The 19,707-nt window shown below is 61.5% G+C and carries 23 protein-coding genes and 1 pseudogene; 16 read left to right on the top strand and 8 right to left on the bottom strand.

Annotated features, from left to right (window positions below):
• Positions 1-107: 107 nt before the first annotated feature.
• The 4 genes from B0I00_RS14865 to B0I00_RS14850 are packed head-to-tail and all read right to left on the bottom strand — an operon-like array spanning position 108 to position 3,938.
• Entirely contained in the window at positions 108-659 is a 552-nt protein-coding gene (locus B0I00_RS14865) for a 3-phenylpropionate/cinnamic acid dioxygenase subunit beta (RefSeq protein WP_100868214.1), read from the bottom strand.
• A gap of 14 nt (positions 660-673) precedes the next feature.
• Positions 674-2,041: an aromatic ring-hydroxylating oxygenase subunit alpha gene (locus tag B0I00_RS14860; protein ID WP_100868213.1), complete on the bottom strand. Its 1,368-nt coding sequence runs from the start codon at positions 2,039-2,041 to the stop codon at positions 674-676.
• A 24-nt stretch (positions 2,042-2,065) separates the two neighbouring features.
• Positions 2,066-2,593: an aromatic-ring-hydroxylating dioxygenase subunit beta gene (locus B0I00_RS14855; RefSeq protein WP_100868212.1), complete on the bottom strand. Its 528-nt coding sequence runs from the start codon at positions 2,591-2,593 to the stop codon at positions 2,066-2,068.
• On the bottom strand, positions 2,586-3,938 hold the full coding sequence (locus B0I00_RS14850) for an aromatic ring-hydroxylating oxygenase subunit alpha (protein WP_100868211.1): 1,353 nt from the start codon (positions 3,936-3,938) through the stop codon (positions 2,586-2,588). Before B0I00_RS14850 ends, B0I00_RS14855 begins: the two co-directional genes overlap by 8 nt.
• 220 nt (positions 3,939-4,158) lie before the next feature.
• Between B0I00_RS14850 and B0I00_RS14845 the strand changes: the two genes are divergently transcribed.
• From B0I00_RS14845 to B0I00_RS17415, 3 genes and pseudogenes are all read left to right on the top strand, one after another.
• Positions 4,159-5,817 carry a sigma-54-dependent Fis family transcriptional regulator gene (locus B0I00_RS14845; protein ID WP_100868210.1) on the top strand — a complete coding sequence of 553 codons (1,659 nt, stop codon included), beginning with the start codon at positions 4,159-4,161 and terminating at the stop codon, positions 5,815-5,817.
• Positions 5,818-5,910: 93 nt separating this feature from the next.
• Positions 5,911-6,801: pseudogene (locus B0I00_RS14840) on the top strand (NAD(P)/FAD-dependent oxidoreductase); the annotation flags it as partial.
• A 30-nt stretch (positions 6,802-6,831) separates the two neighbouring features.
• Positions 6,832-7,137, top strand: a complete 306-nt coding sequence (locus B0I00_RS17415; protein WP_408635257.1) for an oxidoreductase C-terminal domain-containing protein — start codon at positions 6,832-6,834, stop codon at positions 7,135-7,137.
• 19 nt (positions 7,138-7,156) lie between these two features.
• Here the strand turns inward: B0I00_RS17415 and B0I00_RS14835 are convergent, their stop codons facing one another.
• Positions 7,157-7,945 (bottom strand): 1,6-dihydroxycyclohexa-2,4-diene-1-carboxylate dehydrogenase, encoded by a 789-nt coding sequence (locus B0I00_RS14835; protein ID WP_100868209.1) that lies wholly within the window; start codon positions 7,943-7,945, stop codon positions 7,157-7,159.
• 151 nt (positions 7,946-8,096) lie between these two features.
• Here B0I00_RS14835 and B0I00_RS14830 point away from each other — a divergent pair, with 151 nt between their 5' ends.
• From B0I00_RS14830 to B0I00_RS14795, 8 genes are all read left to right on the top strand, one after another.
• A complete protein-coding gene (locus B0I00_RS14830) occupies positions 8,097-9,083 on the top strand; it encodes a dihydrodipicolinate synthase family protein (RefSeq protein ID WP_100868208.1) in 987 nt (328 codons plus the stop codon).
• The gene (locus tag B0I00_RS14825) at positions 8,968-10,302 is read left to right on the top strand and encodes an aromatic ring-hydroxylating oxygenase subunit alpha (protein ID WP_232730284.1); all 1,335 of its coding nucleotides are present in this window, start codon (positions 8,968-8,970) and stop codon (positions 10,300-10,302) included. The genes B0I00_RS14830 and B0I00_RS14825 overlap by 116 nt, the downstream gene beginning before the upstream one ends.
• Positions 10,299-10,796: an aromatic-ring-hydroxylating dioxygenase subunit beta gene (locus tag B0I00_RS14820; RefSeq protein WP_100868206.1), complete on the top strand. Its 498-nt coding sequence runs from the start codon at positions 10,299-10,301 to the stop codon at positions 10,794-10,796. Before B0I00_RS14825 ends, B0I00_RS14820 begins: the two co-directional genes overlap by 4 nt.
• 59 nt (positions 10,797-10,855) lie before the next feature.
• Entirely contained in the window at positions 10,856-11,866 is a 1,011-nt protein-coding gene (locus B0I00_RS14815) for an amidohydrolase family protein (protein WP_010890995.1), read from the top strand.
• Positions 11,867-11,943: 77 nt separating this feature from the next.
• A complete protein-coding gene (locus B0I00_RS14810; protein WP_010890994.1) occupies positions 11,944-12,336 on the top strand; it encodes a RidA family protein in 393 nt (130 codons plus the stop codon).
• A complete protein-coding gene (locus B0I00_RS14805) occupies positions 12,329-13,027 on the top strand; it encodes an RraA family protein (protein ID WP_010890993.1) in 699 nt (232 codons plus the stop codon). The genes B0I00_RS14810 and B0I00_RS14805 overlap by 8 nt, the downstream gene beginning before the upstream one ends.
• Positions 13,020-13,688 carry an RraA family protein gene (locus B0I00_RS14800; protein WP_010890992.1) on the top strand — a complete coding sequence of 223 codons (669 nt, stop codon included), beginning with the start codon at positions 13,020-13,022 and terminating at the stop codon, positions 13,686-13,688. Before B0I00_RS14805 ends, B0I00_RS14800 begins: the two co-directional genes overlap by 8 nt.
• 180 nt (positions 13,689-13,868) lie before the next feature.
• Positions 13,869-14,666 (top strand): lytic transglycosylase domain-containing protein, encoded by a 798-nt coding sequence (locus B0I00_RS14795; protein ID WP_232730283.1) that lies wholly within the window; start codon positions 13,869-13,871, stop codon positions 14,664-14,666.
• Here B0I00_RS14795 and B0I00_RS14790 read toward each other — a convergent pair.
• From B0I00_RS14790 to B0I00_RS14780, 3 genes are all read right to left on the bottom strand, one after another.
• Positions 14,633-14,908 (bottom strand): hypothetical protein, encoded by a 276-nt coding sequence (locus B0I00_RS14790; RefSeq protein WP_010890990.1) that lies wholly within the window; start codon positions 14,906-14,908, stop codon positions 14,633-14,635. The two genes, B0I00_RS14795 and B0I00_RS14790, sit on opposite strands and share 34 nt — an antisense overlap.
• Before the next feature lie 10 nt (positions 14,909-14,918).
• Positions 14,919-15,425 carry a hypothetical protein gene (locus B0I00_RS14785; RefSeq protein ID WP_232730282.1) on the bottom strand — a complete coding sequence of 169 codons (507 nt, stop codon included), beginning with the start codon at positions 15,423-15,425 and terminating at the stop codon, positions 14,919-14,921.
• Between the two features lie 103 nt (positions 15,426-15,528).
• Entirely contained in the window at positions 15,529-16,062 is a 534-nt protein-coding gene (locus tag B0I00_RS14780; RefSeq protein ID WP_232730281.1) for a hypothetical protein, read from the bottom strand.
• Between the two features lie 165 nt (positions 16,063-16,227).
• Between B0I00_RS14780 and B0I00_RS14775 the strand changes: the two genes are divergently transcribed.
• From B0I00_RS14775 to B0I00_RS14755, 5 genes are all read left to right on the top strand, one after another.
• Positions 16,228-16,542: a hypothetical protein gene (locus tag B0I00_RS14775; protein WP_100868204.1), complete on the top strand. Its 315-nt coding sequence runs from the start codon at positions 16,228-16,230 to the stop codon at positions 16,540-16,542.
• A gap of 65 nt (positions 16,543-16,607) precedes the next feature.
• On the top strand, positions 16,608-16,892 hold the full coding sequence (traL, locus tag B0I00_RS14770; protein WP_010890986.1) for a type IV conjugative transfer system protein TraL: 285 nt from the start codon (positions 16,608-16,610) through the stop codon (positions 16,890-16,892).
• 13 nt (positions 16,893-16,905) lie between these two features.
• A complete protein-coding gene (locus tag B0I00_RS14765) occupies positions 16,906-17,529 on the top strand; it encodes a type IV conjugative transfer system protein TraE (RefSeq protein WP_100868203.1) in 624 nt (207 codons plus the stop codon).
• Positions 17,529-18,323 carry a type-F conjugative transfer system secretin TraK gene (locus B0I00_RS14760; protein ID WP_100868202.1) on the top strand — a complete coding sequence of 265 codons (795 nt, stop codon included), beginning with the start codon at positions 17,529-17,531 and terminating at the stop codon, positions 18,321-18,323. The genes B0I00_RS14765 and B0I00_RS14760 overlap by 1 nt, the downstream gene beginning before the upstream one ends.
• Positions 18,323-19,699, top strand: coding sequence for a TrbI/VirB10 family protein (locus tag B0I00_RS14755; RefSeq protein WP_100868201.1), 1,377 nt, complete (start codon positions 18,323-18,325; stop codon positions 19,697-19,699). Before B0I00_RS14760 ends, B0I00_RS14755 begins: the two co-directional genes overlap by 1 nt.
• Positions 19,700-19,707: the final 8 nt, after the last annotated feature.

Below are 19,707 nucleotides of genomic sequence, written 5' to 3'. Positions count from 1 at the left end.
CCTAAGAAATATTCACTTTTTTATCTATTGCCGCTCAATTGCGGTGTAGATCTTGGTACAACTCGCGTATCCTCGCCAATTACGAGAGAGCGCGAGATTGATGGGCATTAAATGTAGATATTGAGGTTTTTGCTCAGCATTACATTATGCTTGAGGATAGCCCGGCGTTTGACCAGCTGAAAACCCTCGCCGGTCTGGCGCCAGATGTCGATGCGGTTGCCGATCAGCGAATCCTCGTCGCGTTCGTTACGGTTGCGGTAGGCATAGAAGTTCGAAAAGACCCGGAACTCGTCCGTCTTCTCCGTGTGCTCCACTTCGATGTTGGTAACGATGTGAGTGTAGCGCGTGGCCGGATCCTCCGACCAGGCGGTGCCGGTATCCAGGCGCGACAGGCGCTTGAGGATTTCCGGCTTGCTGTCGTTGTAATAGGCCATCCGGGTCAGGTCGGTGACCTGATCGGTCTTGTCGCGGCGATAGCGGGTTTCGATCCCCGGCATGTGGTAATGCAGGTCTTCGGCCAGCATCTCGGTCCAGGCCTTGTAGTTCTCGTCGTCAAGCATGCGCGCTTCGCGATAGAGCGTCTGGGTCAGCGCATGGGTCAGTTCGAGCGAGGCCGCTGCGGCCACGGCGGGCCGTTCAAGCGTAGCAGTGTCGGTCATGGTTTTGGTCCCTTTCAGAGCGCGAACAGGCCGGGCAGGTCGCGGGTTTCGGCCACGTTGCCAAGTTGCGGTTCGGGGCGGGCCGGCATCTTGCCGAATTCGTCATGGGTCATCATGTCGAGCCAGCGCTGATAGAAGCCGCGCTGGTTGGCATCGTTGTACTGACCGCGATAGACGATGCCCGGCAGGGTATCGTGCTCGATCTGGCGTCCGATGCCGCAGCGATAGTGCAGGCGTTCGTGCCGCGTAACCACGCCGCGGTTGACGGTGGTGCAGTTTTCCCAGTTTTCTCCGTCGTCCATCTCGAAAGTGCCGCCGGGCCCGAAGGTCTGCATCACGCCCTTGGTCACTTCGTCCTTGATATCGTCGGGCATGTTCTTGTTGACGATCACCCAGGTCTTGAGTTCGAACTGCATCGGCCCCTTGGGCTGCCACTGGCGGAAAGTGGAAATGCCCGGCAGGAAGGAGACGTTGGGGAAGATCGAGGCGGAAGCAACCGAGCCGAAGATCTTGGAACGCATTTCGCCCAGGCGTTCGGCCATCTTTGGGCGGATCTTGTTGTAGTATTCCATGACCTTGGGGCGACCGAGCAGGACAAGATCGCCCACGCCTTCGGTGCCGAATTCCCAGCCATGGCCGTTCACGCTGGCGTGATATGAGTTTTGCATGTCGATCGGCGGGAAGGGCATGCCGTCGTTCATCGAGCGACAGCCCGAATCGTGCGTCCAGCCGGCGTGATAGGCATCGCCGATGAAGTTTTCGACGCCGAACTTCCAGTTTGCGCTCATCACCGACTTGATGCAGCCGCCGATGAATTCGGTGCCGCCTTCCTCGTTGTCGAGGATCATGTCGAGATACCAGCGGAAATCGCCCAGCCAGGCTTCCAGGCTCGGCGCATCGCCGTTGAAGGTGGCAAAGACCAGGCCCTTGTAGCTGCCGACCTTGGCAACGTTCTTCAGGCCGTGGTTCTTGTAATCGATATCGCCCGCGTCGTAGCAATATTCCTCGTGCATGCCCTTCAGCTCGCCGGCCGTGTCGAAGCCCCAGCCGTGGTAGTTGCAGACGAAGCGGCGGGTATTGCCGGCATCGGCGAAGCAAACCTTGTTGCCGCGATGCGGGCAGGAATTGAGCATGACCCGGATCGACCCGTCGGGCTGGCGCGCAACAATCACCGCGTCCTCGCCCATATGGGTGGTCAGGAAGTCCCCGCTGTTGGGGATCTGGCTTTCGTGAGCGACAAACAGCCAAGACCGCGCGAAGATCCGGTAGAGTTCTTCCTCATAGATATCGGCATCGGAGAAGATCCGACGGTCGAGCCAGCCTTCCTTGAGGTCCATGTAACGCGAATAATCCGGCTCGCGGCCGATCCGTTCGAAGCGCATGAGTGTTCTCTCCCGTCGGTTTGTTCAGAAAAAGGCGTTGAGATTGCTGTCGGGCAGGACCGCATGGTCCAGCACGATCTCGCGCGCGGCGAGCAGCCAGGCGCTGCCTTCGCTGCGCCACAGGTCGGTGCGCCCGGCAGTCAGCAGGCGGGTGGTGCCATCGATCCGGTTGCGATGCATGACGAGCACCGAATGGACCTGCACCTCGTTCTCCGCCCGCGTGGCCAGCACCTCGACGTTGGAGACTGCGCGGCGGATGAAATTGGGCGGATCCTCGGCCCAGACATAGCCGGACTTCAAACGATCGATCCGCAGTCTTAGCCTCCCGAGATCCTCGTTGAAGATCACGCCCGGACCCAGCGGCAACGGCTTGGAGCGATCGGCGCGGAACCGGCGACTTTTCAGTTCCAGGAGATAGCCGATATCCTCGCCGAGCATGGCCAGCCAGCCTTCGAAGTCTTCATTGTCGAGCAGCCGCGCCTCGCGGTGGAGCGCCTGGGTGACCGCAACGATCACCTCGACCGGGGGCGGGGACAGGGGCCGGTCAAGCATGTTCGGCCTCCTGATCGGCCAGCGAGTTGATGTTGTAGGTGGGCACCTCGGCCCAGTTCTGCGCCATCATGTGTTCTTGCCAGCGGCGGTAGAAATAGCGCTGGTTGTGTTCGCTCACCAGGCCGGCGGCGATATCGCCGGGAAAGCCCTCGCGCTTGCCGGAGCGGCCCAGCGCCATGTTGGTATAGACATCCATCTGCGCCGTGCGCCAGCCGCGCGATTGTTCGGTGCAGGCGGTCAGGTTGTCGCCGTCGTCGTTGTCGAACAGCCCCGCCAGGCCGAAGGTCAGGCACTGGTTTTCTAGGATCTGCGCCTTCACCGCCTCGGGCATGTCGTTTTCGGCCATGGCCCAGGTCCACTGCTCGATTTGGCCATGGCCCTTGGGGTGATAGACTCGGAACCAATTGAGCCCGGGCAGCAGCTGCAGGTTGGGGAAAATGGTGATGTTGACCTGCGCCCCCCAGACCTGCTTGCCGCGCACTTCGCCAAGCCGGTCGATCACCGTCTGACGGTTGGCCTCAAGGTATTCCAGGATCGGTTTGGGATCGGGATAGAAGGCATAGCCGGAAACGCCGTCGAGCGCGCTCAGCACCATGTGCCCGTTCATTCCCGCGACCGACAGCCCGCCATCGAGATCGACGCCCGAATTGCCGACGCTGAGCCCGGTGAGGTCCATGGTCTGGACCGCCGACATCGCCCCGGCATGGGCCCAGCCCAGATGATAGCCATCGCCGCAGACATTCTCGACCGGCAGCTTCCAGTTGGTGCCCAGCACCATCTTCTGGGTTTCGCCCAGCAGTGCCGATCCGCCGGGCATGGCATCCAGCCAGACATCGAGAAAGAACTTGGCATCGCCGAGATAGTCTTCGAGGCTGGGCGAATTGGCATCCCAGCAGCCGAAGATGAGGCCCTTGTATTCGGCGACTTTGGTCACCGGAACCAGGCCGAACTTGCTGCGGTCGAGCTCGCCGAAATAGGCCTCGTTTTCCAGCGGCACCCCGGCCAGCGCGCCGTCGGGGGAAAACGACCAACCGTGATAGTTGCAGGTGAAGGCGCGGGCATTGCCGCGATCGGCGCGGCAGATACGATTGCCGCGGTGGGTGCAGCTGTTGAGGAAGGCCTTGATCGAACCGTCCTTCTGGCGGATCACGATGATATCGTCCTCGCCCATAAAGGTGCGGAAATAGTCGCCGGGACCGGGGATCTGGCTGGTGTGGACCAGGAACAGCCAGCAGCGCCCGAAGATCCGCTCCAACTCCTGCCGGTAGATCGCCTCGTCTGAATAGATAGCGCGCGATTGGCGCCCGGTGCGCGAATCGACCAGATCGGCAATATTGGCGTTCATCCCATCCTCTCCCGGTGGCGCATTCGAGAGCGCCCTCCATTGTTCGGTCCGTCAACGGTCCATCAGCGTCAAAGCACGAACCGTGCCAACGCCTATTTCGGGCAGATTTGCTCTGGTCCGGGCACGTCGATGCGACGTCAGCCAGCCCGCAGATCGACGTAAAAGTAAATGACGAGGCTTGGCGCTAGTCGAAAAGTTACGAATCTGATAACAAGGCAGGATGAAAACGCTTCCCGGCTTTGCCGACCTTGCCAGCAAGCTCCAGTTCTCGCCGGAAATGGGCCGGATCTGGCACGATGGTGAACGCTGCGTGCTGCTCAGCCACTCAGCTCTGGCCAGCTGGCGCAGCCGACTGGTTTCCGAAATGGGGCACGAAGCGGCCAGCAAGTTCTTCTGGGGGATCGGTTTTGCCGAAGGCGCGCGGTGCGCGATCGGCGCCAAGCAATTGCGCCCGAATGGCGATTACCTCGAAGCCTTCGCGGTCGGGCCACAGGCCCATGCCCTGACCGGGTTCGGCTGGACCCAGATCGAAAGCCTGGAAAACGATCCCACCTGCGGGCATTTCGAAGGTCGCTTCAAGGTCCACGATTCGATCGAAGCGGCGATCCATCTCAGCGCGATCGGACGCAGCACCGATCCGGTGTGCTGGATGCAAACCGGCTTTGCCAGCGGCTTTGCCACGACTTTCGCGGGCCAGCCGATCATCATGCGCGAACTGGAATGCGCCGGTCGGGGCGATGTGGCCTGTGTGCTCCACGCTAAACCGTCGTCCGAATGGGATCAACTGGACGATCTGGAAATGGCCGCAACGCCGCTGGTCCTGACCGGACAGGGAACTGGCGCAGGCGAAGCGGTGATCGGGGTTTCCGCCGGGTTCCTTGCCGCCAAGACCATGATTGAACGCACGGCAGCAAGTGATGCCACCCTGTTGTTCATGGGTGAGACCGGCGTCGGCAAGGAGGTCCTCGCCAAGCTTGCCCATCGCCTGAGCGGCCGCAGCACAAAGCCGTTCGTCGCCCTCAATTGCGCGGCGATCCCCGAGGGACTGATCGAATCCGAAATGTTCGGCGTGGCGAAGGGAGCCTATACGGGCGCCGTTGCGGCCCGGCCCGGCCGGTTTGAGATGGCCAATGGCGGAACGCTATTCCTTGACGAGATCGCGACTCTGTCTCCCCTCGCGCAATCCAAGATCCTGCGCGCGATTCAGGAAGGTGAGTTCGAGCGGGTCGGCGACACCCGGACGACCAGGGTCGATGTCCGGCTGATCGCGGCATCGAATGTCGAGCTGAACGGCGCGGTGCGGGCGGGCAATTTTCGCGCCGACCTGTTCTACCGGATCTCGACCCTGCCGGTTCGGGTGCCGCCTTTGCGCCAGCGGCGCGAGGATATCCCCGTTCTGCTCGAACACTTCCGGCTACGCTACGTGCAGCGCCACAACCGAACGGTTTCGGGGTTCACCGCGCGGGCGATCAACGCCCTGTTGGTCTACGATTTTCCCGGCAACGTTCGCGAACTGGAACGAATGGTGGAGCGGGCGGTGCTGCTGGCCGACAACGGGCGGGCAATCGACCTCCGGCACCTGTTCCTCGAAACCGACAATCTCGAACTGAATCCGGCGTTGGGGGTGACCAGCGATGGCAGGATCGGTGCCGTTGACAATGCCGACGACCCCGAAGGGTTGGTGCGCCAGGTGCTGGACCAGATCGTTACGGGTGGCGGAACGCTTCTGGAAATGGAGGGGCTTGTTATTCGCGCGGCGCTGGGCGCATGTGGCGGAAACGTCGCGCGCGCCGCGCGAACATTGGGCATGACCCGGCGCCAGCTGGCCCTTCGGCTGGAGAAGATGGAGCCGCCTGGGCAAGCACCACAACACCACTAGTGACAACGCATTGCATATTGTGCAAAGATTGATTAGTGAGTGGCAACCTTGCCTCCGGCCCGCTCGGAAGGCCTGCAAAGTTGGGAGAAGCACATGAAATCGGTTGCTGTGATCGGAGCAAATCTTGCGGGTGGCCGCGCGGTCGAGGCCTTGCGCCAGGCCGGCTTCGATGGCCGCATTACCTTGATAGGCGAGGAACCTTGGCGCCCCTACGAACGCCCCCCTCTGTCCAAGGAGGTGTTGTGGGATCCGGCCAACGTTCCAGACAACTTCTTCCTTCATGACGAAGCGTGGTACGCTGACAACCGCATCGACATGCGGCTGGGCGTTCGCGCCGAAGCGCTCGATCTGGCAGCAAGCGGTGTCCGCCTGACCGGGGGCGAACTGATCCAGGCTGACCGTATCCTGCTGGCGACCGGCGGTTCTGCTCGCAAGCTCAACATGGAAGGCGCCGATGCCGCCAACGTGCACTATCTGCGCACCCGCGACGATGCCACCCGGATGGCGGCGGACCTCAAAGACGGGGCGCGGATCCTGATCGTCGGCATGGGCGTGATCGGGGCGGAAGTGGCGGCGAGCGCTGTCAAGCTGGGCTGCCGGGTGACGGCGATCGAGCCGCTTGCGGCGCCGATGATCCGCGCGCTTGGCCCGCAATTCGGGCAATGGCTGGGCGAGGAGCATCGCCGGCGCGGGGTCGATACCCGCTTCGGGCGCGGCGTGAACGCGATGAAGGTGACTGGCGGGCGGGTGACGCAGGTCGAACTCGATGACGGCTCGCTGATCGATTGCGATGCCGTGGTGGTGGGCGTCGGGATCGTGCCGGAAATCAGCCTGGCCCGTGACGCAGGCATTGTCACCAACAACGGCATCATCGTCGATCGCCAGTGCCGCACCGGCAACGCCAATGTCTTTGCGGCCGGCGACGTGGCCGAACAGGACAGCTTCTTTGGCGGCCATATCCGTCAGGAAACCTACCAGAACGCGGCCGACCAGGCCCAGGCCGCAGCGCTCGCCATGCTTGGGCAAGAAGTCGATTACTGCAAGCCGGTGTGGTATTGGAGCGACCAGTTCGATCTCAACATCCAGTTCTGCGGCCATATCCCGGTGCAGGCCGAGGTAACCCTGCGCGGCGACCTGGCCAGCAATCAGTTTGCCGCCTTCTTCCAGTCGGGCGAGACGATCGAGGGTGTGCTGACAGTCAACCGCGCACCGGACATGGGCATCGGCAAGCGGCTGGTCGAGCGCCGGGCCAAGGCCCAGGCCGCGCAGTTGGCCGATGCCGACGTGTCGCTGCGCGATATCCTCAAGCAGGCAGGTTAGGCCCGCCGGCCAGACGGGATCAGCCGATACCGCCACCGGCGACAAAGATCGTCTGGCCGGTAATGTACGATGCCTCGTCAGCGGCAAGGAAACAGATCGCGGCGGCGAGTTCCTCAGGCTCACCGAAACGGCCCAGAGGCGTATCGCGCAGGGTCTGTTCCATCACTTCGCCAAAGCCCTTGCGGTCCGTGTCGGAATGCGGAGCGGTGTTGCGCGGGGTGACACGGGTCACGTTGACCCCGCCGGGAGCCACGCAATTCACCCTGATGCCACAATCCTCCAATTCCAGAGACAACGCAGCGGTCAGCGCCGCCACGCCGCCTTTCGCAGCCGCGTAGGGCACGCGATTGACCCCGCGCGTTGCCACCGAGCCGATGTTGACAATCGCGCCGCGACCTGCCGCGCGCATGTGGGGCAGCACTGCATGGCAGCACCACAGCGTCGGCCACAGCGATCGATTAATCTCGGCGACGATTTCTTCGGTGGTGTATTCCCAATAGGGCTTGGCCCATATCGTACCACCTACATTATGGACGGCCACGTCGATCCGCCCGAATTTATCGCTTACAGCGTTATACAGGGCAGCGGCTCCAGCCTGTTGCTCAAGGTCGTGGATGGCGGGGTGCGCGTCGACAGATTCGGCCATAAGTCGCGCAACCGCATCCAGTGTCGCCTGTTCTGCACGATCGGCAACCACGACTGTGGCCCCTTCTCGCCCTAGACGCTGGGCGGTAGCAAAGCCGATCCCCTGGGCTGCTCCTGTGACAACTGCGATCTTGCCTGCAAATCTGCCGTTCGCGTCTGTCATCCCTGATTTCTCCCAACCCACACCGCATCCGGCCGGACGCGTGCAATCCTAGTGGCATTCGGCCTCATAAAACCGCATTCAACCCTTGCCAAGTCAATAGGCAATGCGTTACACATTGGCTAATGATTGAAGAGTCTTTGGGAGATGTTTTGTGGCGCGTGAACTGCTGACTGCTGCCGATGTGAAGGGTGCATGGGCGATCGTGCCGACGCCGGCCAAGGAAGGTGCCTCCGACTGGCGCGCCGCTGATACTGTTAATGTCGACGAAGCGGCCCGCATGGTCGACGGCCTGATCGAGGCCGGGGTCGACGGCATTCTCAGTATGGGGACGCTGGGCGAGGCCGCGACCATGACACTTGACGAAAAGCTCGTCTTTATGAAGACTATCGTCGATACCGCCGCGGGCCGGGTGCCGGTGTTTGTCGGGACAACCTGCATCAACACCCGCGACACCATTGCGCTAACCCGCAAGGCAGTCGATATCGGCGCGACCGGGACGATGTTGGGCGTACCGATGTGGTGCGCCCCCAGTGTCGACGTCGCGGTACAGTTCTATCGCGACGTTGCCGAGGCGGTGCCCGACATCAACATCGCGATCTATGCCAACCCCGAAGCCTTCAAGTTCGATTTCCCGCGCACGTTCTGGGGCCAGGTCGCCGAAATTCCGCAGGTTGTCACCGCCAAGTACATCGGCGTCGGCACACTGCTGCCCGATCTCGCGGCGATCAAGGGGCGGATCAAGCTGCTGCCGATCGACTTCGATTACTACGGCGCGGCGCGGATGGACGATTCGATCGACGCCTTCTGGACCAGCGGCGCGGTCTGCCACCCGCTGGTCAGCACGACCCTGCGCGATGTGGTCGCCGCAGCGCGCGCGAGCGGCGACTGGAGCGCTGCCAAGGCTTTCATGGGCCGGCTCGCGCCGACTGCGGCGACGCTTTTCCCGAACGGCAGCTTCAAGGAATTCTCGACCTACAACATCCCCCTGGAAAAGGCGCGGATGACCGCCGGCGGCTGGATGAATGCCGGGCCTTGCCGTCCGCCCTATCACCTGTGTCCCGAAAACTATCTCGAAGGCGCGCGCAATTCAGGCAGGATGTGGGCTGAACTGGGCAAGGCGCTCGAGGCAGAGCGTTAAAGGCAGGCCGGCAGGCGACCACAGGAAAATCGGGAGCAAGAGGATGGCTGACGTGACCCTGACCTGGCCGAAGAACTATAACGAAGTTCCCAAGGCGGCATTTACCCGGTCGGATCTCTACGCTGACGAGATCAAGCGGATTTTTCACGGCCCGGAATGGCACCCGATCGCGCATGAGAGCGAATTGCCCAATCCCGGTGATTTCAAGACGATGCGGATGGCCGGAATCCCGCTTTTGATCTCACGCGACGAGGCAGGCGTGGTGCGGGTGTTTTACAACGCCTGCTCGCACCGCAGCAATCAGCTCGAAACCGCGGTAATGGGCAACAAAACCGAGTTTGAGTGCCCCTATCACCGCTGGCTGTTCAACGCCAAGGGCGACCTGGTCGGCTGCCCCAACCCGCGCGAATTCCTGCCCGGCTTCGACAAGGCCGATTACCCCTTGGGGCAGCCGCGTTTCGAGCTCTTCTATGGCCTGATCTTCGTCACGTTTTCGGCCGAGACTGAGCCACTTGACGAGTTCCTCGGTGAAGCCGGTGAAACCCTGCGCGAACTGATGGCCGGCGACGGACGGCTGAAGCTGCTCGGCTATCAGAAGGTTCGCTACGACAGCAACTGGAAGGGCTACAACGACAACGACGGCTATCATGCCCCGTTGCTGCACGCGGCGTTCAAGATGCTCAACTGGCAGGGCGGCAAAGGGCGGCAATACACCTGCACTAAGCGTGGGCACGTGTGCTTCGAATCGGCGCTCTCGGTGGCCAGTGGCCCCAGTGTTCTCAAGGACAAGGAACTGATCGCGTTCAAGGGGCAGGACCCTTCGGTGGGGTCGCGGATCGTCCAGCTGTTCCCCACCTTCGTCTCGACTAAGCACCTCGATGTCATCAATCTGCGCTTCGCCACCCCGGTCGATGCAGAGACTACAGAAGTTCACTATGCCTATTTCGCCCACCAGGACGACGATGCGGAAATGGTTCGCCACCGCTTGCGGCAAAGTTCTAACCTGCTGGGGCCTTGCGGGCTGATCAGCATGGAAGACGCCTCGATCTTCCACCGGATCCACATCGGCAGTCACACGCCAGGCAACGCTATCTTCCAGAAAGGCGTGCGCGATCCGGGCAAGCTGGAATCGGAGTTTCTGCAGAACGATGAAAGCGGCAATCTGCCCCGCTGGGAATATTACCGCTCGGCGATGGGTTTCGAGAGGGCAGAAGCATGACGGCCACCATTCCCGAGTTGGAAACAGCGATCGACCGATTGCTGCTGGCCGATGCCAACGCGCTTGACAGCAAGGACATGCCGGGCTGGCTCGCAAACTATGCCGAGGAAGACCAAGCATCCTATTATTGCCGCGCGGCTGAAAATACCGAGCACAACCTCGAGCTCGGATTCATGTTCGACGATTGCCGGGCACGGCTCGAAGATCGCGTCACCTATGTGAACGAGATCTGGGCCGGCACCTTTCAGGACTACCGCACCCGTCATTTCGTCCAGCGCGTCAGCCATCGCCAGGTCGATGCCCGAACGGTGGAAGTGGTTTCGAATTTCTCGGTGTTCATGACGCCGATGGATGCCGGCGTCACCCAAGTCCTAGCCGCCGGCCGCTATCTCGATACAATGCGACTGTCAGACGATGGTGGCGCCAAGTTGCTGTCCCGCCGCGCCGAACTCGATACTTCGGTTCTGCCGCGTTATCTGGTGTACCCGATCTGAGCTTCGCATGTCGGGCTTCGGATTCGACCGTGCGCTGGAGCCAAAAAAGGTAAGAAGACATGATAATCGACGCGCACGCACACCTGGTAGCTCCGTCATCGTTATACGCACACAGAAGCAATCTGATTGTTTCCGGGGGGCAGTACGGAAAGAACTATAGAGCGAAAGTAAGCGACGGCGATTTGCAGGAAAGCGCCGAACAGAACGTCAAGATCATGGATGCCGTGGGTACCGACGTCCAGCTGCTCTCGCCTCGGCCTTTCCTCACTCTGAACGGCACCGCCCGGTGGGAAGATATCGTCGATTGGACTTGCGACACCAACGACATGATCGCCCGCACCGTGAAAATGTTTCCCAATCGTTTTCGGGGGGTGGGAGCCCTGCCCCAACAGGCGGGCCGACCCGTCGAATCCCTGTTTGACGAAATCGAGCGGGTTGTTGATGACTTGGGCTTCGTCGGGATTTTGCTCAACCCTGATCCGAGCGAAGGCATGAACGGATCGCCCCCGCTGGGCGATCCCTATTGGTATCCGCTCTACCGGCGTCTGTGCGAACTGGATCTCCCGGCCCACATCCATTCCGGGCAATGTTGCAACGGTCGGGAATCCTACGATGAGCACTTCATCGCCGAGGAGGGGCTTGCGATTACCTCGGTCTACCGGGCTAACGTGTTTGATCGCTTCCCCGATCTGAAACTCATGATAAGCCATGGTGGCGGCCCGATCCCCTACCAGATCGGACGCTGGCGTTCGCATCGCGAGATGGCACGGGCGCAGGGACGGATTGCTGCGGATGCCCCGTCGTTTGACGAAATTCTACGAAAATTCTGGTTCGACACCGTCTTGCACAATCCCGATTCGCTCGATCTGTTGGTGAAAACAGTGGGATATGACCGTTGCTGTTTCGGCACCGAAAGGCCTGGCTCGGGCGACGGAATCGACCCTCTCACCAGGCGGCACTACGACGATCTCAAGCCGGTGATCGAAGGTCTCACTTCACTCGACGACGAAGCGCGGGCATGCATTTTTGAACACAATGCCCGGAAGCTGTTCACACGTCTCGATGTTTAATCCCGGGCGAACCGGCGCGGACCGGTCCGATCGGCCATCGCGATGGCCCAACCTGGTTCACGAAGGAGTGACGAACAGTGCGACACAGCATTCAAGTAGATGGCTTCCACCATTCCGGTAATCCGATCCCGGCCGCAAGTCGGGTCGGCAGCCTCGTCGCCACCGGAGGCGTTTATGGGCTGGATCCCGAAACAGGGATCGTTGCGGAGACCGCGGAGGACCAGGTACGGCTTACATTCTGGCAATTGGGCCGCATTCTGGAAAAGGCGGGCGGCAGCTTCGACGATGTCGCGAAGATGACCTTCTATGTTGCCTCGGCCGATCTCAAGCCCCTGATCAACAAATACTGGCTGATGGAATTCACGGACGAGCAATCAAGGCCAGCCAGACACACACTGATGTACAATTCATTGCCTGGAGATATCGTGATCCAGTGCGATGCACTGGCGTTTGTTTCCAGCCATGAGTGAAGACGATGCACCAACCGACGATCAGTCGATTGCGGATCGCCTCGGTTCGTTCGACACTTGCACGATATCCGATGCACTCGATACTCTTGGGCTAACGGGCGCCGTAATCGGTCTGGCTCCGCTCACCATCCCTGGTCGTCGGATTGCCGGAGAGGCCGTAACCGTCAAGCTCGGGCCGCCGCTTGCCGGATTGCCCAAACGCCACCTGTGCGCGGCCGCCGTGATGTCGGCCCGCAATGGCGAAGTCATCGTAATAGAACACCGTGGCCGGGCCGATGTTTCCGGATGGGGCGGACTGCTCAGCAGAGGCGCGATCAAGTACGGCCTGGCCGGGGTGATAATCGATGGTGCCTGCCGCGACGTCGACGAGAGCAGGGAACTGGGGCTGCCCATTTTCGGGCGCAATGCGGTTCCGGTAACTGCACGAGGCCGGATTGCGGAGCACGCCTGGGATTGCCCGGTCACGATCGGGACCGTGGTCGTCAAACCGGGTGACTGGGTTGTCGCGGATGGCAGCGGAGTGGTTTTCGTCGATCCGAACCGTCTGAATGACGTCCTGCGGGAGGCTGAGAGGATCAGCGCACGCGAAGCGGCGATGGCGCTGGCGATCGAAGCGGGTTCGCCACTCGATCAAGTCCTTGGGGCTAATTACGAAGACTTGCTGAACGGTGCGGAGAGCAATCATGGATGAAGCGAAGGTTGTGGAACGTCTGAACACCGTCGGGGTCACGGCGCTCTCCGACGCGCTGGACAGGCTGGAAATTGCAGGCCAGTTGATCGGCCTTGCTCCGGTTGCTCGCGGCATGAAATTTTCGGGACGGGCTTTTACGATCCGGATGTTGCCGGTCGGCCTTACCGGTGGGAGCGTCGGCGACTATATCGACGAAGTGCCACCTGGCGCGGTGGTCGCCATCGACAATGGCGGCATCTTGAACCAGACCGTCTGGGGCGACATTCTGACCTATGTGGCTCATACCAAAGGTATTGCGGCGACCGTGATCGACGGCGCATGCCGCGACAGCGACCGCTGCGTCGCGCTTAACTATCCCGTTTTCTCGCGCTGCGTGACAATGCGCACCGCCAAGGATCGCGCCACCGCGGTTGCCAACAACGATCCAATCCAGCTGGCAGGAGTGCGTGTCGAACCCGGTGACTGGCTGGTAGGAGATTCAGATGGCGTGGTTGCCATCCCTGCCCCCCATCTAGAGGAGGTTCTTGCAATCGCAGAGCAAATAGAGGTCGCCGAGAAAGCAATATTGGCTGCCGTGGATAGCGGAAAGCGCCTGGAAGAGGCACGTAAGGCATTTGGCTATCATAGTTTGCAAACCGGTATGGGTAGGACCTGCGCATGAACCGTTCTCGAAAACGGCATCTGGCCTATGGGATGCGATAAGGCACCCATTAGCGCGAATGACACCAGGTTATAGGCAACGGGGGCGCTTCCAGATCATCAATTGACAAGAATGCAGCGATTAGGTTGAATCCACGTGCGCATTCCCAACTAGACTGCACGCCACCCGGAAAGGCGTGTCGTGATTTTGACTTACGCAAAAATAGTCGCAGTCGCTGCGATGGTCTTCGTTGCCCCTGCGAAGGCAAGGGAAGTGGATTTGTCTCGCTTCGCTCCTTCTGCCATTGCGGCCAGTGGCGGAGATGGTCCTGTCGAGGTTGCGCTACGCGCTCATTTGCAAGGTATCAGCCAACCTGTCTATATAATTGATAAAATTGGCAAAGGAGCCAGCGCAAGCCAGAACCCGCTGTCTTGTCCTGGGAATGGTTACCTCCAGACATGGTGGTTGCCGGCCGAGGTGGAGAAACGCCGAGCAACGTACTTTGAAGCGATGTCGCAAATCGCCTGCGAGAATGGCCTGCCCGCCAGCTTGCTGGATGCAGTTGTTGCCCAAGAGTCAGGATACAAGGCTTGGGCAATCAGCAGGGCCGGCGCAATGGGAATGATGCAGGTTATGCCCGGAACCGCCAGGCATATGGGGCTATGGAACCCTTGGGACGCCTTGGCGAACATGCGCGCGGGCGCGCGATATCTTCGCCAGCAACTTGATCGTTTTGAACGCGTCGATCTCGCCCTGGCCGCCTACAATGCCGGACCAGAGCGCCGCTCCCTCACGCTGGGCTATATCCCAGCGATCCCCGAAACCCGCAATTACGTGCGAACCATCACAACCAACTGGCTCCGCCTTACCCAGCTCAATCGTCCAGATTCCAGCTCTCTTGCGCGAGCGACAGCAGCCAGCACAGCCGTCTGGGCATCAGGCTACCGCGAGGTTTCATTGGTCACCTACGACGGGACGAATTCCGCAAACCCGATATAGTGCGCATAGAGGATCGCAATGGCCAGAATGCACGGAAATCCGCAGAGGTAGCTGAGCTGAAAATGCAGCCATACCTTCGGGAACCACAGCCACCACCGCAGCCCCGAACCGGACGGCGGCGCGATCGTGCCCGCGCGGATATCGAAGATCGTTTTCAGCAGAGCGCAGCCTGAGCAAATCCCGGCCAAGAGGCCGACGGCCGCATAGAGCTGGGTCCACGCGGCGATGGTGTCGGGCCGCATGGAGGGCCGATCAAGCCTGTAGCGTCTGGTTGTTCTGCATGACCCGCTCCTGATGCGAGAGCAGCAGATCGTAGGCTCGCCGCGCCGCTTCGTGGATCACGGCCGGGCGCAGATCGACCTCGATCGAGCCGCGCCGACAGGTCAGGACCTCGAGATAGAAGCTCTTGAGGCTCTCGGTCGCCAGAAAGACCGATTGCTCGATGTAGGCCCGCGGATCGTGAAGCAGTGCCACGCAGAATTTCGCGCGAACATGATCCATCCCAAGCTCGCTGAAGATGCGATCTCGCAAGTCGTCGGAGAGCGGGTTGGTTTGCTTGAGGATCTTGTGCAGCTTCGGCCGCGAAATCTGCATCCGGTCAGCAAGGTGAGCCGGCAGAATTCCTTGTCGTACCAGCTCGTCGTTTATGAGTTGCTTGTATTGTTCCTGCTCGCCTTCGCGTGGTCCAGGACTGGCAAAAGCGAAGACGGGTTCACTGCCCGGTGGACTGCTCGGCTTGAAGACCGTCTCGGGCGTCAAGTTCCTGTGAGGCATTATCCATCCCTCCCAAGGCAAAAGGTCTATGGGATGGCATAACCTGTCAAGAGTCTTAAGAAGCGCGCGGGCTTCGCGTGGAGAATACCTAGAGCAGGTTGTGTTTCACGGCGAGGTATACGGCGAAAGGCACAAGGATCTTGTCCAAGCCCGGCTTTTCGCTGATTTCTCTCACCTTGGCGCGGACTGCATCGTAATCTCCAGACCATTCCGGGCCGACCTCGAGAAAGATGCGGATGTCCCCCCCGATGGCGTACTCCGCGAGGAAATCTTCGAGCTCCTGTTTCGAAATCCTGTGGGATTTGAGGCGAGAGCACGCTGCCTGGACAGTCATCCGCATCGTCTGAAACCGGCGGGATTCCTTGGAATAGGCCGCCATAGCATCGACCAGCAGGTCGAAACACTGCTCGCTCAAGAAGATGCGGACGTTTCGCGTTCCTGCGGCCATGGGTGAATAATCCGGTGCATGTGTCGACGGGCACAATGGCTCGAAATTGTAAATTTGGCGAATCCGCGAGCCCGCTAGTGATTCGAGAAGTCCAATTCCTTGTTCGGCAATCAGAATTCCCGATGCAGCAAACCGGATTGCGAAAAGCGGAAACCGCAGTTCCCGATCCGGCAATTCCGGTTCCCTAATTCGGAAACATAAGGCGCCTTTGAATCCGGTTCTGGGAAATGATCCGATTCGCTCGCGCGCTGTAACAGGCCTTTAATTGCTCCAGGCGGTGCCCCTCTGTTCATTCTGAAGGCCGTGAAGATCACGGCGTTTGGAAAAGGACATGGCAGTATGAAACTCACGATGAAAGGGAAGGGGGCAAGCCTCCTCCAGGCAGCCGCGGTGGTCGCGGTCGCTGGCTTGTTTGGCAGCGAAGTGGCGATGGCGGGCGCTGACACCACGTTCAACACCGCGCTCACCAGCTTCACCGGATTCCTCGAAGGCTCGGGCGGCAAGATCATCACCGTGCTGAGCCTGGCCGGCGGCATCGTCGGCCTCGCCTCGGGCCGGTTCAGCCTCGGCCAGGTCGCGATCCCCGTGGGGGTCGGCGTCGGAGCCGGCACGGGCGTGCCCATCGTCACCGCCGCGGTCACCGCGACGATCTGATCAAACCAGTCGTCCCCGCATGGCCGCAGGGCTTTGTGTGGGCAGACAAGAGGGCGGTGTCGTTCATGAATCGCTACACGGTTCCCGCGCATCTCGATGATCCGGAACTGATCGGGTTTTGGACACTCGATGAGTTTCTCGCGATGATCGTGCCCTTCGCGTGGGGCATCCTGTCTCAACATATTTTCATCGGTCTATGTTCAAGCGTGCTGGCCTGGTGGGGATTGCGCAAGTTGAAGGCGGGACGAGCCGTCTCGTGGATCATTCATTCGGCCTACTGGTACCTGCCGGGTGCCTTCATGGGGCTGAGAGCGACGCCGCCCTCCCATCTTCGCCTGATGGCGGGCTGAGGACGGCACCCCTATGGACCTCTCGATTTCTCACGGCCAGGCGCAGCGGCTCTTAAAGCAGCGCAACCTCCTGGCGATCACCGCGACCGGCCTGTTCGCCCTCAGCATCGTGCTGACTCTCACCGCCGCGCACCGCGACCGCGAAGTGGTGCTGCAGCCGGTGCTGGCCAAGCCGCTGACGTTGTCCTCGAGCCACATCGACAAGGACTACCTTGAGCTCGTCACGCGCGATGCCGCTCTGCTGACGCTCAACCGCTCGCCGTCCAACCTGCAGTACTGGATGGATTCGATCCTCGAGATCACCGATCCCAGGACCCACGGCCGGATGAAGGCCGAGTTGATGAAGATCTTCAACGAGCAGAACGGCTCGAACGTCTCGCAGTTCTTCACCATCGAGAACCTTACCGTTGATCCCGACGCGCTGACCAGCGAGGTCAACGGCGTGCTGCACACGGTGGTCGGCTCGAAGGAGGTCACCTCCGAAGCCCGGACCTTCCGCTACGTGTGGAGCTACTCGGGCGTCAGCCTCAAGCTCGCCGGGTTCGGACGCGTGACCAAGGATCCTTCGGGCAAGGTCATCGACGCCAAGGGCGCGGGCAGCGCGCAATCAAGCAATAGCGATGGGGGAGAGGCGTGATGGCCGAACTGGGTTGGGGCGCGATCGGGGTTGGCAGCGTGCTCGCCGGACGGCCCTATGCAATCACGGGCCGCCCGGTTGGCGCCGCGCTCATCTGCTTCGGCGCCCTTTGCCTTGCGGCACCCGCATTGGCTGACCAGAGCATCCCCGCGGCTGACAACGGCACCGTTACCTGCGTCGCCTCGGCGAAGGACCTGACCCGGATCAGCCTCGCCGGCGACCAGTTCGCCTCGGTCTCGAAGATCAGCACGGGCAACCCCGCCGAAGACTTCAAGATCGTCAACGAGCCGGTGCGCGGCGACATCTACATTTCGGTGCCCGACGGGTTCACCAAGCCGAACCTCTCGTTCTTCGGCACGACCCGCAAGGGCTACGTCTACAAGTTCCTCTGCCAGGTTCGCGGGAACGACGCCGAGCAGGTCTTCGTCATCAACACCGCGATCAAGACCGAATCTGCACGCGATTGGGAAGTGCGCTCCTCGCCCGAGGACACCGCGGTGCGCCTCGCGCAAGCGATGTACCGCAGCGAGACCATCGAAGGCTTTGAAATCCGGCAAAGCGTGCTCGAGCCGGTAGCGGTCGGCAAGCTCGAGGTCCAGCAGGTCGGGGAATACCGCGGCGCCGACCTCAAGGGGCTGATTCTCAAGGTCCGCAACACCGGCGCAAAGCCACTCACCCTCGATGAGAACCTGCTCGCCGCGCGCGGCAGCGTCGCCTTCATGACCCCGGTGAGCGAGCTCGCGCCCGGCCAGGCGGCCGCTGTCTACCTCATCCAATCGAATGGAGGCCAGTGATGGACTGGAAGAACCCGTTCCGCAAAGGCCCCAAGGCGCTCGACGGTCCCGCTACCGAGACGGGGCATGGCGAAGCCTCGCCGCTCGGCGATGCGATCGTCGCCAATGAGGCGGTCAAGAAGAAGCAGATGCTGCTGCTCGGCGCAGGCGGTCTTGCCGCGCTCGTCATCGGCTCTTCGTGGATCTTCGCCGGGGATCACAAGAGCAGCGATGCCAGCGTCAAGCGCCAGGTCGCCGACGTCTCGGTCGACGAGATGGTCAACAAGAACATGGCCGAGAAGGAGTGGCGCGCCCAGTCCGAGGCGCAGATGATGTCGATGGACACCAACATGCGCGCGCTCGCGGCCCGTGCGCAGCGGGCCGACCAGCTGGAAGCGCAGCTGGCTCAGGGTCAGGCCGCGGAAAGTACGTCTGGCGGCGGCATATCCCCGGACACCGAACGGGTGCTTTCCGCCTACCAGAATGAGAACGAGCAGCTGAAGGCGGCGCTCGCAGCCGCACGTCAGTCGCCGGTCATGGGTGCCGGCGCGGCGCCGGTCGGACCGAGCGCGATGTACGGGCGAACCAGCCCGCCAAGCTACCAGACCGCGTCGAGCACGCCTGCGGGGCAAGCCGCGATGGCGGCGGCGGGCCATCCGGCAGGGCGGGGAAGCGAGGTCAGCCTGGTCTCGTTCAACGAGGGCACGAGCGGAACCGGAAGCCCGGTCCCCAAGGGCAACACCGTCTTTACCGACAGCGCCAATTACCTGCCGCCCAACTCGATCGCGGTCGCCAAAGTCATTGTCGGAGTCGATGCGGCCGCCGGAGTCCAGAGCCAGACCGATCCCCTGCCGGTCGTGCTGCGCATCACCGGCCCTGCGCGCTCGGTCTACGACAACGGGCGGCTGCTCACGACAAACATCGCCGGCTGCCTGGTCAACGGCGCGGCGCGCGGCGACCTCTCAAGCGAGAAGGTCTACGTCAAACTGCAGCGCATGACCTGCCCGCAGCCCAATGGCCGCTACGCGGTCTCGGACGTCAAGGGCTTCATCGCCTTCGGCGGCAAGACCGGGGTCAGGGGCAGGGTGGTGAGCCGCGAGGGTTCGCTGATCGGCCAGGCCTTCCTTGCCGGTCTCGCCGGAGGGTTTGGTCGCGGATTTGCCGCCAACACCAATTCGACGCTCACCGGGACCAACGTCAACGTCAATGGCCAGCGCCAGAAGCTTGGCACCGGAGACATCCTTGAAGGCGGGCTCGGCGAAGGCATCGCCACCTCGGGCGACATGGTGAGCAAGTACCTGATCGAGCGGGCCGAACAGTACCAGCCTGTGATCGAGATGCCGACCGGGATCGATGTCGAAATCGTGTTTCTCGAAGGCGTTTTCATCAACGGGTGAGGAGGGTG

The organism is Novosphingobium kunmingense, from assembly GCF_002813245.1.
Lineage (GTDB): Bacteria > Pseudomonadota > Alphaproteobacteria > Sphingomonadales > Sphingomonadaceae > Novosphingobium > Novosphingobium kunmingense.
Note: the sequence above shows the minus strand (reverse complement) of the source record. Positions and strands in the feature narration are given on the sequence as shown.

What these genes read in the sequence shown, in the direction of transcription:
- B0I00_RS14865 (WP_100868214.1), bottom strand. Translation starts at nt 659, where the DNA reads ATGACCGACACTGCTACGCTTGAACGGCCCGCCGTGGCCGCAGCGGCC.
- B0I00_RS14860 (WP_100868213.1), bottom strand. Translation starts at nt 2,041, where the DNA reads ATGCGCTTCGAACGGATCGGCCGCGAGCCGGATTATTCGCGTTACATG.
- B0I00_RS14855 (WP_100868212.1), bottom strand. Translation starts at nt 2,593, where the DNA reads ATGCTTGACCGGCCCCTGTCCCCGCCCCCGGTCGAGGTGATCGTTGCG.
- B0I00_RS14850 (WP_100868211.1), bottom strand. Translation starts at nt 3,938, where the DNA reads ATGAACGCCAATATTGCCGATCTGGTCGATTCGCGCACCGGGCGCCAA.
- B0I00_RS14845 (WP_100868210.1), top strand. Translation starts at nt 4,159, where the DNA reads ATGAAAACGCTTCCCGGCTTTGCCGACCTTGCCAGCAAGCTCCAGTTC.
- B0I00_RS17415 (WP_408635257.1), top strand. Translation starts at nt 6,832, where the DNA reads ATGCTTGGGCAAGAAGTCGATTACTGCAAGCCGGTGTGGTATTGGAGC.
- B0I00_RS14835 (WP_100868209.1), bottom strand. Translation starts at nt 7,945, where the DNA reads ATGACAGACGCGAACGGCAGATTTGCAGGCAAGATCGCAGTTGTCACA.
- B0I00_RS14825 (WP_232730284.1), top strand. Translation starts at nt 8,968, where the DNA reads ATGCCGGGCCTTGCCGTCCGCCCTATCACCTGTGTCCCGAAAACTATC.
- B0I00_RS14820 (WP_100868206.1), top strand. Translation starts at nt 10,299, where the DNA reads ATGACGGCCACCATTCCCGAGTTGGAAACAGCGATCGACCGATTGCTG.
- B0I00_RS14815 (WP_010890995.1), top strand. Translation starts at nt 10,856, where the DNA reads ATGATAATCGACGCGCACGCACACCTGGTAGCTCCGTCATCGTTATAC.
- B0I00_RS14805 (WP_010890993.1), top strand. Translation starts at nt 12,329, where the DNA reads ATGAGTGAAGACGATGCACCAACCGACGATCAGTCGATTGCGGATCGC.
- B0I00_RS14800 (WP_010890992.1), top strand. Translation starts at nt 13,020, where the DNA reads ATGGATGAAGCGAAGGTTGTGGAACGTCTGAACACCGTCGGGGTCACG.
- B0I00_RS14790 (WP_010890990.1), bottom strand. Translation starts at nt 14,908, where the DNA reads ATGCGGCCCGACACCATCGCCGCGTGGACCCAGCTCTATGCGGCCGTC.
- B0I00_RS14775 (WP_100868204.1), top strand. Translation starts at nt 16,228, where the DNA reads ATGAAACTCACGATGAAAGGGAAGGGGGCAAGCCTCCTCCAGGCAGCC.
- traL (WP_010890986.1), top strand. Translation starts at nt 16,608, where the DNA reads ATGAATCGCTACACGGTTCCCGCGCATCTCGATGATCCGGAACTGATC.
- B0I00_RS14765 (WP_100868203.1), top strand. Translation starts at nt 16,906, where the DNA reads ATGGACCTCTCGATTTCTCACGGCCAGGCGCAGCGGCTCTTAAAGCAG.
- B0I00_RS14760 (WP_100868202.1), top strand. Translation starts at nt 17,529, where the DNA reads ATGGCCGAACTGGGTTGGGGCGCGATCGGGGTTGGCAGCGTGCTCGCC.
- B0I00_RS14755 (WP_100868201.1), top strand. Translation starts at nt 18,323, where the DNA reads ATGGACTGGAAGAACCCGTTCCGCAAAGGCCCCAAGGCGCTCGACGGT.